The organism is Pseudomonas sp. W2I6 (genome assembly GCF_030815935.1).
Lineage (GTDB): Bacteria > Pseudomonadota > Gammaproteobacteria > Pseudomonadales > Pseudomonadaceae > Aquipseudomonas.
The window spans coordinates 5882576-5896005 of record NZ_JAUSXJ010000001.1; the positions used below are offsets into that span (position 1 = coordinate 5882576).

Here is a 13430-nt window from a genome sequence, read left to right on the forward strand (position 1 = left end):
AGATGAGCGAATACTCCCTTTTCACCTCCGAGTCCGTGTCTGAAGGGCATCCGGACAAAATCGCCGACCAGATCTCTGACGCGGTGCTGGACGCCATCATCGCTGAAGACAAGTTCGCCCGAGTGGCGTGCGAGACTCTGGTGAAAACGGGCGTGGCGATCATCGCCGGCGAAGTCACCACCTCTGCCTGGGTAGACCTGGAGCAGATCGTGCGTGATGTGATCATCGACATCGGCTACAACAGCTCCGACGTCGGCTTCGACGGTGCGACCTGCGGCGTGATGAACATCATCGGCAAGCAGTCCCCTGACATCAACCAGGGTGTAGACCGTGCCAAGCCTGAAGATCAGGGCGCCGGCGACCAGGGCCTGATGTTCGGCTATGCCAGCAACGAAACCGACGTGCTGATGCCGGCACCGATCACCTTCTCCCACCAGTTGGTGAAGCGCCAGGCCGAAGCCCGTAAATCCGGTGCATTGCCATGGCTGCGCCCGGACGCCAAGTCCCAGGTGACCTGCCGTTATGAAGGCGGCAAAGTCGTCGCCATCGACGCGGTGGTACTGTCGACCCAGCACAACCCGGACGTTTCCTACGCCGACCTGCGCGAAGGCGTCATGGAGCTGATCGTCAAGCACGTGCTGCCTGCCGAACTGCTGACCAAGGACACCCAGTTCCACATCAACCCGACCGGCCAGTTCATCATCGGTGGCCCGGTGGGCGACTGCGGCTTGACCGGTCGCAAGATCATCGTCGACAGCTACGGCGGCATGGCCCGTCACGGCGGTGGCGCGTTCTCCGGCAAGGATCCATCCAAGGTTGACCGTTCGGCGGCCTACGCCGGTCGTTACGTGGCCAAGAACATCGTGGCCGCCGGCCTGGCCGAGCGTTGCGAGATTCAGGTGTCCTACGCAATCGGTGTGGCCCAGCCTACGTCGATCTCGCTGAACACCTTCGGTACCGGCAAGATCAGCGACGACAAGATCGTCAAGCTGGTGCGTGAGATCTTCGACCTGCGCCCTTACGCAATCACCACCATGCTCGACCTGCTGCACCCGATGTACCAGGAAACTGCGGCCTACGGCCACTTCGGTCGTACCCCTGAGCAGAAGACTGTCGGCAACGACACGTTTACTACGTTCACCTGGGAAAAGACCGACCGTGCCAACGACCTGCGTACTGCCGCCGGCCTGTAATCGTCCTACGGTGTACACAAAGCCCCGGCGTTCTGTTCAAGCGAGCAGAAACATCGGGTAAAAAGCCTCGCGGTTGCGGGGCTTTTTTATGCCCGCGGGGATGGCTTAGGCTGGGCGCCCTTTTCAGAGCAAGGATGCTCATGATGACGTCACTTATGCGCTGGCTGTTTTTCCTTTTACTCAGCTTCTCGCCGCTCACTGCGTGGTCGCAGGAGTGCCCCGACTGGGAGGCCGATCACGCCCGTGCCCAGATCAGCACCCTGGCGCAACAAATCCGCTTGTGGGATGACAGCTACCACCGGCTCGGCCAGTCATTGATCAGCGATGAGCTGTATGACCAGGCCAGCCAGCGCCTTGCCCAATGGCGCAGGTGTTTCACCCCCTCCGCCCCAGTCACGGACGACCCGCTGGGCAGCGCGCGGGGCACGATCGCCCACCCGACGCCCCACACCGGTCTGGAAAAACTGCTGGACGATAACGCCGTGCAAACCTGGCTGGGGACTCGCCAGGACGTGTGGATCCAGCCCAAGGTCGATGGCGTCGCCGTCACGCTGGTTTACCGCAAGGGCCGGTTGAGCCGGGTCATCAGTCGCGGCGATGGCCGGCTGGGCCAGGATTGGTCAGCCTCCGCCCGCCGGATTCCGGGGATCGTGCAGCAACTGCCCGAGCCCGTTGACCTGTTGTTGCAGGGCGAACTCTATTGGCGACTGAATGACCATGTGCAAGCTGCCAAAGGTGGCCTCGGCGCCCGCGGCAAAGTGGCCGGGCTGATGAATCGCCGGCAGTTGAGCGACGCCGAGGCCGCCAATATCGGTCTGTTTGTCTGGGCCTGGCCCCAGGGCCCCGATGACTTTTCCGAGCGGCTGAGCCAGCTGGCGCAGTGGGGCTTCACCGACAGCGGGCGCTACAGCCACCCGATCAAGGACATTACCGAAGCGGCGCACTGGCGCAGCTATTGGTACAGCCACCCGCTGCCCTTCGCCAGCGACGGCGTGGTATTGCATCAAGGCCAGCGGGCCCCGGCCGAGCGCTGGCGGGTCAGCGCGCCCTACTGGGCGGTTGCCTGGAAGTACCCGGTGGCCAAGGCACTGGCCCATGTGCGCAAGGTGCACTTCAAGATTGGCCGCACCGGGCGCATCACCTCCATCCTGGAGTTGGAACCGGTACTGCTCGATGACCGGAAGATCAGCCGGGTCAGTGTCGGTTCGCTGAAACGCTGGCGGGAACTGGATATCCGTACTGGCGACCAGGTCTCCATCAGCCTCGCCGGGCACGTCATCCCACGCCTTGACCGCGTCATCCTGCGCAGCCAGCCACGGGCCGAGCTGCAGGTCCCGCAGGCCAGGGACTTCCACCCCTTGAGTTGCTGGCAACTGGCCCCGGGTTGCGAAGAACAGCTGCTCGCGCGCCTGACCTGGCTGAGCGGCGCCCAGGGCCTGGCCCTGCCACACATCGGCCGCGAAACCTGGAACACCTTGATCCAGGCCGGCCTGATCGACGGCCTGCTCGATTGGTTAACCCTGGATGAGGCAGAGCTTGCTAACATTGATGGCTTCGGCGAACGCAGCAGTGCGCGTTTACTCGACAGCTTGCGCAGCGCCCGGCAGCGACCGTTCGCGCAATGGCTGATGGCCCTGGGAGTACCGCCCACGGCCCGCAACAATCTACAAGGCGGCTGGCAAACCCTGGCCGCCAGAGACACTCAAGCCTGGCTGGCCGAAGACGGCATAGGCCCGGGTCGCGCGGCGCAACTGAGCGCTTTTTTTCGCGACCCGCAGGTACTGGCCTTGAGTGAAACATTACGGGCTGCCGGGATAGATGGTTTTTGACCTCTGCCCGACGGCATTAACCGGTGCCGGCAGAATTCATCCTGCCCACCTGATTGCGACCTTGTTTGCCTTGGAGCCTTTATGAAATTTCTTGCACCTTTTGCCCTGTTGACCGTCGCTACCCTTATGTCCGCGCCATTGCTGGCAGCCGAGGAAGCTGCGCCACTCACAGGCTGCGCCGCCAAGCGCGAGTCCATCAGCACCCAGATCGAACAAGCCAAGGCCCACGGCAACAGTGAGCAACAAGCCGGCCTGGAAAAAGCCTTGAGTGAAGTCACCGCCAACTGCACCGATGCCTCCTTGAAAAAGGAGCGGGAAAACAAGGTGCTCGACGCCAAGCACGAAGTCAGCCGCCGTCAGGCTGACCTCGACAAGGCCATGAAGAAGGGTGATTCCGAGAAGATCAACAAGCGCAAGGACAAGCTGGCCCAGTCACGCAAGGACTTGCAGGAAGCCCTGGACGAACTGGACAAGTAAGACGGCCTCAGTGATCGCGGAACTGTTTATGGCACGCGGTGCAGGCATCTTCGACTTTCTGCACCGCCGGCCCGAGGTTGCTGGCCTTGTAGGGCTGGACCTGGCTGGCGATCACCAATTCACCGGTGGCCGTTTCAAGGTTTCGAGCCATTTCCTGGAAGCGTGCCTGCTGCTGCCACACGTCGTCCTTGGCGCTGGTGTGGTCTTCTTCACGCACGCTCGGGAAATGTTTCCACGGTTCGTGGGACAACGCATCAAGCTTGACCGCGCCTTCGGCAAATTTGCCGCCGTCGAACGGAATGCGCCCACGCAACATGCCGCCCAGGTCTTCGCCAGTCTTGAGCATCTGCTTGAAAATGGCCTTGCGCTGGCCAAGGGGCGAATTCGGATCAACCCCGCCGCAGGCGGACAGTGTCAGGCAGGCCAGCAATACAACGGTCAGTCTTTTAAAAGTCATGATGGCTCAAGGTCACGGGAAACGGCGGCCAGTATCCTCGCCCCGCCCGCAAAGACCAATACCCCCATTAATAATAAGGGTTGCTCGAACGCCAGCCGATACGAGCAATCGCTTCAGGAATTTTGTGTATGAATACCCGTTTTAAGCCTTGGCGCCGCCTCGTGTGGGCCCTGCCAATGATCGCGCTGCTGGCCGGTTGCGACACCGGCAAGGACGAAAAAGCCAAGCCCCACGCCATTGCTACCTACGTCGGCGCCACCTGGGAAAACCTGCCGGCCGTGTCGGACAGCGACCTGCAAGCCGGCTTCGAATCCTGGCGCAGTGCCTGTCAACGCCTCAAGGCTGACCCGGTATGGGGCGCGACGTGCGCGGCATCGGCCACCGTGCCGTCGACCGCAGTGGCGATTCGTGACTTCCTCAAGGCCAACCTCGACGTCTACGGCCTGCGCTCGGCAGACAACAGCCCCAACGGCCTGATCACAGGCTACTACGAACCGGTTTACCCCGGCAGCCTCACCGAAACCGCAACCGCCCATGTACCGGTGTTCGGCGTGCCGGATGACCTGATCATCGTCAACCTGGAAAGCATCTACCCGGAGCTCAAGGGCAAGCGCCTGCGCGGTCGCCTGGAAGGCCGGGTACTCAAACCCTATGACGACGCCAGCACCATCAACCACCAAGGCTCCACCGCCAAGCCCATCGCCTGGCTGACCAATCCGATGGACCTGCAATTCCTGCAGATCCAGGGTTCGGGCCGCATCCAACTGGCCGATGGCCGCCAATTGCGTGTCGGTTACGGCGACCAGAATGGCTACCCGTACCGCCCCATCGGCCGCTGGCTGGTGGAGCAAGGCGAGCTGAAAAAAGAAGACGTGACCATGGGCGCCATCGCGGCCTGGGCCAAGGCGCATCCGCAGCGCATTCCTGAATTGCTGGCAAGCAACCCCAGCTACGTATTCTTCAGTGCACGCCCCGACAGCAACGAAGGCCCCCGTGGCTCGCTGAACGTGCCACTGACTGCGGGTTATAGCGTCGCGGTGGACCGCAAGGTAATTCCGCTGGGCAGCCTGTTGTGGCTGTCGACTACCCGACCGGATGGTGCGCCGATTGCCCGCCCGGTGGCCGCGCAGGACACCGGCGGTGCAATTACCGGCGAAGTGCGGGCCGACCTGTTCTGGGGCACCGGTGATGCCGCCGGCGAGTTGGCGGGCAACATGAAGCAGCAGGGCCAGATCTGGATGCTGTGGCCCAAAGGCGCAGCGTTGCCAAAAGTGCCGGATGTGCCGACAGGCACCTGAAGAACACCAAGGTCTATGTGGGAGCGGGCTTGTGTGGGAGCGGGCTTGTGTGGGAGCGGGCTTGTGTGGGAGCGGGCTTGCTCGCGAATGCGGTGTGTCAGTCACCGGATGTATCGACTGATCCACCGCATTCGCGAGCAAGCCCGCTCCCACACTAGAACAGTGTCAGGCTTCAGATCGAGACGAAGAAAAAGCTCGCAATCAACGCCATCCCCACCGCCCACACCACCGACCGCAGCATCGCCCAGTCCGCCAGGTAGCAGATGATGTAGAGCAACCGGCTGGTGATGAACAGCACCGCCAGGACGTTGATCGTCACCAGCGACGCAACGCCAGCCAGATGGGCAATGATCACCGCGGCCGCAAAGGCCGGGGTCACTTCGAAGCTGTTGAGTTGCGCACTGTGGGCGCGCTTGGCAAACCCCTCGAGGGTGTCGAGGAACGCCCGCGGGTCATGGTTCTGCCGGGGCCCGAACTTGCCGCCGCTGAACTTGGCCACGCCCGTGCACAGGTACGGCAGAAAGATTGCGATCAACACACACCAGAAAGCGACTGTCATAACCCATTCCTTTTTTAGTTTTATCCGACGGTTAGAGCTTCATCACGAACATGCCGATCAGCACCAACCCACAGGCTATGAGCCGTGGGCGGCCGAAAGGTTCTTTCAGGTAACGCATGCCGAACAGCACCACCAGGATCACGCTGACTTCCCGCAGCGCAGCGGCTTCGGCAATCGAGCCCAACTGCATGGCCCAAAGCACCAGAGCGTAGCTCAACAACACGCACAACCCGACACTCAGCCCCAGTCGCCACTGCGTGCGCCAGAACAGCCCGAACGCCGCCCGTTTGCGCACCATCGCCAGCAAAGGAAACGGCCATGCGCTTATCAGCGTCAGCCACACCAGGTAGTCCAGCGGGTGTGACCAACGGCGCAATGCCTGGCCATCGAGGAAGGTGTAGCAACCGATACACAGGCCGATCAACGCCACCACCGGCAGCATCGACCAGGGCAACCGGTCGCCACCGCCGCCCTGCCATAACAGGCACAGCATGCCGAACGGAATCAGCAGAATGCCGAGAATCTGCTGGGTACTGAGCACCTCACCGGCAAACACCAGCGTCAGCGCCAACACCACCAAAGGCGACAAGCCGCGCATCAATGGGTACACCAGGCCCAGGTCACCCACGCGATAGGCCTGGATCAGCAGGTAGCGGTAGAGCAATTCAAACAACGCCGAGGCGATGATCCACGGCCAGATTTCCAGTGGCGGAAACGATACAAACCCCACCGCCAGCACCACAAACAGCAACGCCACCGTGTCCATGCACGCGATGACCAACAGGCGCTCGCCGCTGAATTTGATCAAGGTGTTCCACGTCGCATGCAACAACGCCGCTACCAGTACCAAAGCTGTTGCAATCACGGTGACTCCCCAGTCATAAAAAGCGGAATTGATTCGCCATATTTCAGCACCTGTTTATACTAAAGCCGACCACGCCGCACTCAGTTGCGCAAAGACCTGGACCAATAAATTTTTGCTGCTGCCCGATCTTCGCCGATCCGGGCGTCGGCCTGCGTATGCCTGATCAGAGCGTCACGATTACCGAAGGAGATCCTTGCATGCCGCTCGGTGCATGGATCGGCGGGATGGTGGTGGCGGCACTTTTGTTCATCGACCTGCAACGTCGCCGCCGTGCTGCGGTCAACGTAGCCAACTGATAAATGTGTTCTGTGTGGGAGCTGTCGAGCTTTAGCGAGGCTGCGATACAGGCGCTGCGGTCTTGCAGCCTCACCCAGGTGATGCCATCGCAGCCTCGCTGGGGCTCGACAGCTCCCACATATGATCTCTACTCACTCCTCCATCCAAGGACCCCGGATGCTTGAACTTGTCGCTGCGTTTATTTGCCTCACCACCCTGCTCACGTATGTGAACTACCGCTTCATCGGCCTGCCGCCCACCATCGGTGTGATGGTCACGGCACTGATGTTTTCCCTGCTGCTGCAAGGCTTGAGCTTTATCGGCTACCCCGGCCTTGAAGAGCGCATCCAGCAGTTGATCGGCCAGATCGACTTCGGCGACCTGCTGATGAACTGGATGCTCTCGTTCCTGCTGTTCGCCGGCGCCTTGCACGTCAACCTGAGCGACCTGCGCAGCTACCGCTGGCCCATCGGCCTGCTTGCCACCTTCGGCGTATTGATTGCCACGGTGGTGATCGGCAGCCTGGCCTTCTACATCTTTGCCCTGTTCGGCTGGCACGTGAGTTTCCTGTACTGCCTGCTGTTCGGCGCACTGATTTCCCCCACCGACCCGATTGCCGTGCTCGGTGTGCTGCGGACCGCCAATGCATCGAAACCGCTGAAAACCACCATCGTCGGCGAATCGCTGTTCAACGACGGCACGGCGGTGGTGGTGTTCACCGTGTTGCTGGGCATCGCGCAACTGGGCGAGACGCCTACGGTCGGCGCCACGGCCATGCTGTTTGCCCATGAGGCGATTGGCGGCGTGGTGTTTGGCGGGCTGATCGGCTACATCGTGTACCTGATGATCAAGAGCATCGAGCAGTATCAGATCGAAGTGATGCTGACCCTGGCCCTGGTGATCGGCGGCTCGGCGATGGCCACTGAACTGCACGTCTCGGCACCCATTGCGATGGTGGTGGCGGGCCTGATCATCGGCAACCTCGGCCGCAAGCTGGCGATGAACGACATGACCCGGCGCTACCTGGACGGTTTCTGGGAACTGCTCGATGACATGCTCAACGCCCTGCTGTTTGCGCTGATCGGCATGGAACTGCTGCTGTTGCCGTTCAACTGGCTGCACGTGTTGGCCGCCAGTTTGCTGGCGGTGGCAATCCTGTTGTCACGCCTGCTGACGGTGGCCCCGGCGATCCTGCTGCTGCGCCGCTGGCGCACGGTGCCCCGCGGCACCATCCGCATCCTCACATGGGGCGGCTTGCGCGGCGGGGTTTCCGTGGCACTGGCCCTGGCCCTGCCACTGGGCCCGGAGCGTGACTTGCTGCTGAGCATCACCTACATCGTGGTGCTGTCTTCGATCCTGTTGCAGGGCTTGAGCATCGGCAAGCTGGTCAAGCATGTGACCAAGGATGAGCCTGTTCCCGAGGCTCACCACTGAAGCTCACAGTCAAAGCGTTTGCACGATGATCTGGCTTTTCAGGTCATTGACCATAGCCTGGATCACCGGCTTCATCTGCGCGAAGAGCTCGGCGCTGCAAACCGCTTCCGGGTGGGCAAACCTGGCCGTGCGTGAAATCAGTACGGTGTTGCCCTCCCGGGAATAGGTGGCGCTGTACTCGAAGCCAACGCCCTTGAACGAAACCGCCTTGGGCACCGCCAGAATATTGAGGGCCTTGGGAAACTCGAACCGGGCCGTCTCAGTGCTCTCTCCAGAAATGCAGATGAAGGCCTGCGCCCGCTCTTTTTCCACAGCAAGGGCAGATACGTTCTGGGCAATCCCTCCGCCCAGGCTACTCAGCGCCGGCACACCTATCGGGCCCGGCACATTCACCAGGTTGTCCGTGCGCCCCACCATCACGGCATTGAAGCTTGGGGCGTCGCTGTCCAAGGGGTCGGTTTGCAGCGTGCCGCTGCCTGCCTGGCCATAACCGTGCAGGATTTTCTGGATCATCAAGTCACGGTCCGCCGGTTTCATCGACTTAATCGAGGTCCGGGCAAACTCCGCGCGCCAACCGTCCAGGCGCTTAGCCTGGGTGAAGTCTGCAGCGCCACTGGCGTCCACCTTGAATACCAGCTCACTGAACTCTTTGCCCGGCTGAGTCGCCGGCGTGCGGCCGATCTCGCCGGTACGCGTCAACAACACCGGTTTATCCAGGTCGAGGTTGGGCAGGTAACCGGCGGCCGTGCCAGTCGCGGTTGAATCCAGGTACAGGTCCAGGCCAGGGATATAGGTGATTGCGTGGTTGATCGGGCTGACCGCCGCAACCTTGGGCAAGGTGTAGGCACTGCCGTAGCTGATCAGCGCCGGGGAGCTTTCAATGGCGACGGCCTTGAGCAACGCTTCAAGCAGGGCCACATGGTCCTTGCAGTCACCATAGCGGTTGTCCAGCACCGACTGCGCAGCGTGGGGAACCACCCCGCCGGCATCGATGTACACCGCCACATACCGGATGTTCCGGCGTACCCAGTTACTCAATACCAAAGCCTTGGCCCGAGGTGTTGGCAAGTCGACCGTGAGTTGCTTGGCCAGCGTGCTGATCGCCGGGGTCACTTCGACGGTGGCCCGGGCATCGTAGGCTTTGGCCAATGCCTGATAGCTGGGGAACGTCGAGACCGCCAGACGCTGGCCGTAATCCACGTACGCCACCGCGCCTTGCTCGGGACGGGACTTTTCAGCCGGCACGTAATCCCAGCGATACACCTTGCGCCCGGGCGCCGCCGCCGGCGTAGATGCACTGAAGCCTTTGGCATCGACGTACAGCGGCTTATCCACCGGCAGATCGTAGGTCAGGCTGAACTGCTCCATCGGATTACGGCTTGGCGTTGCGAAGTCAATAAATTCGCCGGGGAACAACGGGGTCTTGCGCACTCGTTGAAAACGCAGGATCAAGCGATCACCCACCGCCACCTCGGGGAATATCACCACCTTGACCCGGGAGTCCTGGAACATCGGTGCGTCGGCGGAAGCCCGCTCCTGCTGCTCCTTGATCTGCTCGGCACTCACCGGCACTTTGCGCCCGTCAGGCTTGTGGGTGAACGCCTCGACAATCTCAAGCGTATCCAGGGAACGGTTGTAGCTCACCGGCTGCTGCGCCTGGGACCGAATGCCACGCTCTTCGTTGATGCGCACCACTGACTCGTAGTCCTGCACATAACTGCCGTCGGCGTTGATCACGAATGACTGAGCCATTTTCTCGACGGTCACGGAGTGGTCTGCACCATCATCCGTGGCCTGCGCAGAACCCAACACACCTGATACCAGCAGCAGCCCCAATAGCCTGCGCCATGGGAAAAGAGGGGAAGCCCGCATAAAGATCCTTCTTGATGAATGAAAAGCCGCGCCGCGACTTTGCCATTCATTTATGACGAATCGGCTTACGGTTCCTTGTTGATCTGATGAGGGTGACGCGGGTCGGCAACCTTGCCCGGCAAGCTACTTTCGCTGCGAATCTGCGCATGGCTGATCAGCGCAAAGATAAAGCTGCCGCCGATGATATTGCCCGCCAGCGTCGGCCCGGCGAACACCAGCCAGAAGTCTTTCCACGGCAGCTCGCCGGCGAATACCAGGTACGACACTTCCGCCGAGCCCACCACGATGTGGGTGAAGTCTCCCAGTGCCATCAGGTAGGTGATCAGGATGATGATCCAGATTTTGGCGCTTTCCATGGAGGGGATCATCCACACCATGGTGGCGATCATCCAGCCCGACACGATGCCCTTGGCGAACATCTGGTAGGCGTCGTTTTCCATGACCTTGCGCCCGATTTCCAGGAAGGCCAGGTCGGTCTTGGTGTCAAAGATCGGCAAGTGCAGCATCACATACGCCACCAGCAAGGTGCCGCACAGGTTGCCCACCAGCACCACGGCCCATAAACGCAGCAGGCGTGCGAAATTCTTCAGCGTGGGTTTGCTCATCACCGGCAACACCGCGGTCAGGGTGTTTTCGGTGAATAACTGCTGACGGGCGAGGATCACGGCAAGAAAGCCGGCGCAGTAACCAAAACTGGCGATCACCTTGAACTCTTCGCCATCCGGCAGGCGCGAGTTGAGCAAGCCCATGCCCATCAGTGACAGGCCCATGGTCAGGCCGGCGGCCAGCGCCGACCACCACAACGCGGCGACGTTGCGCTCCAGTTCCTGATCGCCTTGAGTGCGGATGATTTCATGCAGAACCGCCGCGCGAGGCGGCTGATTCTTGTCGACGTCGTGCTGCTCTTCCTGCGACAGATTGGGGGTCTTGCCGTCTTCTTGCGTGGCCATGGTGATACCTGAACGGGGGGGCGATGTTCAGGTACGACCTATGGTTGATCAAGAGCGTTCACTGGCCCTGCGCAGGATTACTCGCCGAGGCCTTCCGACTGGAACTGATCCTTCACGTACTTGATCTCGGTACGGCCGTGGGGCGCTGGCAACCCGTCTTCACCCAGGTTCACGAAGACCATTTTTTCCACCGTCAGAATGCTCTTGCGCGTGATCTTGTTGCGCACTTCACAGGTCAGGGTGATGGAGGTGCGACCGAACTCGGTGGCGGTGATGCCCAGTTCGATGATGTCGCCCTGGCGCGAGGCGCTGACGAAGTTGATTTCGGAGATGTACTTGGTCACCACCCGCTGGTTGCCCAACTGGACAATCGCGTAGATGGCCGCTTCTTCGTCGATCCAGCGCAGCAGGCTGCCACCGAACAGGGTGCCGTTGGGGTTGAGGTCTTCGGGTTTTACCCATTTGCGAGTGTGGAAGTTCATATTCACTCCAAAGCGTGTTGCGAAATGATGGGCAACATCATGGCAGAGGCCGGGCCCAAGCTCTATGAGCCATTGCCTATCAACCCCATGAGCGATCTTCATGCCGCCGACAGAAAGGCTTTAGAAGTCAGGCGCAGGCGGCTATAATCGCCTCCGCTTCAAAACGGTCATCTTCGATTGATACCGTTCTCCCGCCACCTGTCCGAGGGGCGCTGCAGCAGGCTCGACCTGTCAGGCTCGGATGGGGCGTTGTCCGGCCTGGTTAGCCAGCTGGATACTAAACGCACAACGGCGCCCATTCGCACACTACGAATGGAGGCTCTTCATGAGCGCTGTAATCACGCCTGCAGGTTTTACCGACTACAAAGTCGCCGACATGTCCCTCGCTGCCTGGGGCCGTCGCGAAACCTTTATCGCCGAATCCGAAATGCCAGCCCTGATGGGCCTGCGTCGCAAGTACGCCGCTGAGCAGCCGCTCAAGGGCGCGAAGATTCTCGGCTGCATCCACATGACCATTCAGACTGCCGTGCTGATCGAAACCCTGGTTGCCCTGGGTGCCGAAGTACGCTGGTCGTCCTGCAACATTTTCTCGACTCAAGACCAGGCCGCTGCCGCTATCGCTGCTGCCGGTATCGCCGTGTTCGCCTGGAAAGGCGAAACCGAAGAAGAGTACGAGTGGTGCCTGGAGCAAACCATCCTCAAGGATGGCAAGCCATGGGACGCCAACATGATCCTCGACGACGGCGGCGACCTGACCGAGCTGCTGCACAAGAAATACCCGCAGATCCTCGACCGCGTCCACGGCGTGACCGAAGAAACCACCACCGGCGTTCACCGCCTGCTGGACATGCTGGCCAAGGGCGAGCTGAAAATCCCGGCCATCAACGTCAACGACTCGGTGACCAAGAGCAAGAACGACAACAAGTACGGCTGCCGTCACAGCCTGAACGATGCGATCAAGCGCGGCACCGACCACCTGTTGTCCGGCAAGCAAGCGCTGGTGATCGGCTACGGTGACGTGGGCAAGGGTTCGTCCCAGTCCCTGCGTCAGGAAGGCATGATCGTTAAAGTCTCCGAAGTCGACCCGATCTGCGCCATGCAAGCCTGCATGGACGGTTTCGAAGTGGTTTCGCCGTTCATCAACGGCCAGAACGACGGCACCGAAGCCAGCATCGACAAGGCCCTGCTGGGCAAGATCGACCTGATCGTGACCACCACCGGCAACGTGAACGTGTGCGACTCGAACATGCTCAAGGCCCTGAAAAAGCGCGCCGTGGTGTGCAACATCGGTCACTTCGACAACGAAATCGACACCGCTTTCATGCGCAAGAACTGGGCATGGGAAGAAGTGAAGCCACAGGTACACAAGGTTCACCGTACCGGTGCTGGCGATTTCGACCCGCAGAACGATGACTACCTGATCCTGCTGGCCGAAGGCCGTCTGGTCAACCTGGGCAACGCCACTGGCCACCCAAGCCGCATCATGGATGGCTCGTTCGCCAACCAGGTACTGGCGCAGATCTTCCTGTTCGGCCAGAAATACGCCGACCTGTCGCCCGCCCAGAAAGCCGAGCGCCTGACCGTGGAAGTACTGCCGAAGAAACTCGACGAAGAAGTGGCCCTGGAAATGGTCCGCGGCTTCGGCGGCGTAGTGACTCAACTGACCAAGACCCAGGCCGACTACATCGGCGTGACGGTCGAAGGCCCGTTCAAGCCGCACGCTTACCGCTACTAAGTC

Annotated in this window: 12 protein-coding genes and 1 riboswitch; of the genes, 6 read left to right on the plus strand and 6 right to left on the minus strand. The window is 61.0% G+C overall.

Annotated elements, in window-relative coordinates:
* Positions 1-2 precede the first annotated feature (2 nt).
* From metK to QF039_RS27220, 3 genes are all read left to right on the plus strand, one after another.
* Positions 3-1193 carry a methionine adenosyltransferase gene (gene metK / locus QF039_RS27210; RefSeq protein ID WP_003216863.1) on the plus strand — a complete coding sequence of 397 codons (1191 nt, stop codon included), beginning with the start codon at positions 3-5 and terminating at the stop codon, positions 1191-1193.
* Positions 1194-1336: 143 nt separating this feature from the next.
* Positions 1337-3022, plus strand: a complete 1686-nt coding sequence (gene ligB, locus QF039_RS27215) for an NAD-dependent DNA ligase LigB (RefSeq protein ID WP_307523041.1) — start codon at positions 1337-1339, stop codon at positions 3020-3022.
* 81 nt (positions 3023-3103) lie between these two features.
* Positions 3104-3499, plus strand: a complete 396-nt coding sequence (locus QF039_RS27220; RefSeq protein ID WP_177020228.1) for a DUF1090 domain-containing protein — start codon at positions 3104-3106, stop codon at positions 3497-3499.
* Positions 3500-3506: 7 nt separating this feature from the next.
* Here the strand turns inward: QF039_RS27220 and QF039_RS27225 are convergent, their stop codons facing one another.
* Entirely contained in the window at positions 3507-3956 is a 450-nt protein-coding gene (locus QF039_RS27225; RefSeq protein ID WP_008434083.1) for a cytochrome c, read from the minus strand.
* A 128-nt stretch (positions 3957-4084) separates the two neighbouring features.
* On the opposite strand from QF039_RS27225, the gene QF039_RS27230 reads away from it, so the two are divergent.
* A complete protein-coding gene (locus QF039_RS27230; protein ID WP_102370082.1) occupies positions 4085-5254 on the plus strand; it encodes a murein transglycosylase A in 1170 nt (389 codons plus the stop codon).
* A 172-nt stretch (positions 5255-5426) separates the two neighbouring features.
* Here QF039_RS27230 and QF039_RS27235 read toward each other — a convergent pair whose 3' ends face one another.
* The gene (locus QF039_RS27235; protein WP_003216858.1) at positions 5427-5813 is read right to left on the minus strand and encodes an MAPEG family protein; all 387 of its coding nucleotides are present in this window, start codon (positions 5811-5813) and stop codon (positions 5427-5429) included.
* Between the two features lie 31 nt (positions 5814-5844).
* A complete protein-coding gene (locus QF039_RS27240; protein WP_063026578.1) occupies positions 5845-6678 on the minus strand; it encodes an EamA family transporter in 834 nt (277 codons plus the stop codon).
* 453 nt (positions 6679-7131) lie between these two features.
* Between QF039_RS27240 and QF039_RS27245 the strand changes: the two genes are divergently transcribed.
* On the plus strand, positions 7132-8388 hold the full coding sequence (locus QF039_RS27245; protein WP_017476479.1) for a sodium:proton antiporter: 1257 nt from the start codon (positions 7132-7134) through the stop codon (positions 8386-8388).
* 9 nt (positions 8389-8397) lie between these two features.
* On the opposite strand, the gene QF039_RS27250 is transcribed toward QF039_RS27245, so the two are convergent.
* The 3 genes from QF039_RS27250 to QF039_RS27260 form a co-directional block, all read right to left on the minus strand.
* Positions 8398-10260 carry a DUF3857 and transglutaminase domain-containing protein gene (locus QF039_RS27250; RefSeq protein WP_023659308.1) on the minus strand — a complete coding sequence of 621 codons (1863 nt, stop codon included), beginning with the start codon at positions 10258-10260 and terminating at the stop codon, positions 8398-8400.
* A 65-nt stretch (positions 10261-10325) separates the two neighbouring features.
* The gene (locus QF039_RS27255) at positions 10326-11210 is read right to left on the minus strand and encodes a formate/nitrite transporter family protein (protein WP_003216853.1); all 885 of its coding nucleotides are present in this window, start codon (positions 11208-11210) and stop codon (positions 10326-10328) included.
* A gap of 77 nt (positions 11211-11287) precedes the next feature.
* Positions 11288-11692: an acyl-CoA thioesterase gene (locus QF039_RS27260; protein WP_003216852.1), complete on the minus strand. Its 405-nt coding sequence runs from the start codon at positions 11690-11692 to the stop codon at positions 11288-11290.
* 198 nt (positions 11693-11890) lie between these two features.
* Positions 11891-11996, plus strand: a riboswitch (S-adenosyl-L-homocysteine riboswitch).
* Positions 11997-12017: 21 nt separating this feature from the next.
* Between QF039_RS27260 and ahcY the strand changes: the two genes are divergently transcribed.
* Entirely contained in the window at positions 12018-13427 is a 1410-nt protein-coding gene (ahcY, locus tag QF039_RS27265; protein ID WP_003216850.1) for an adenosylhomocysteinase, read from the plus strand.
* Positions 13428-13430: the final 3 nt, after the last annotated feature.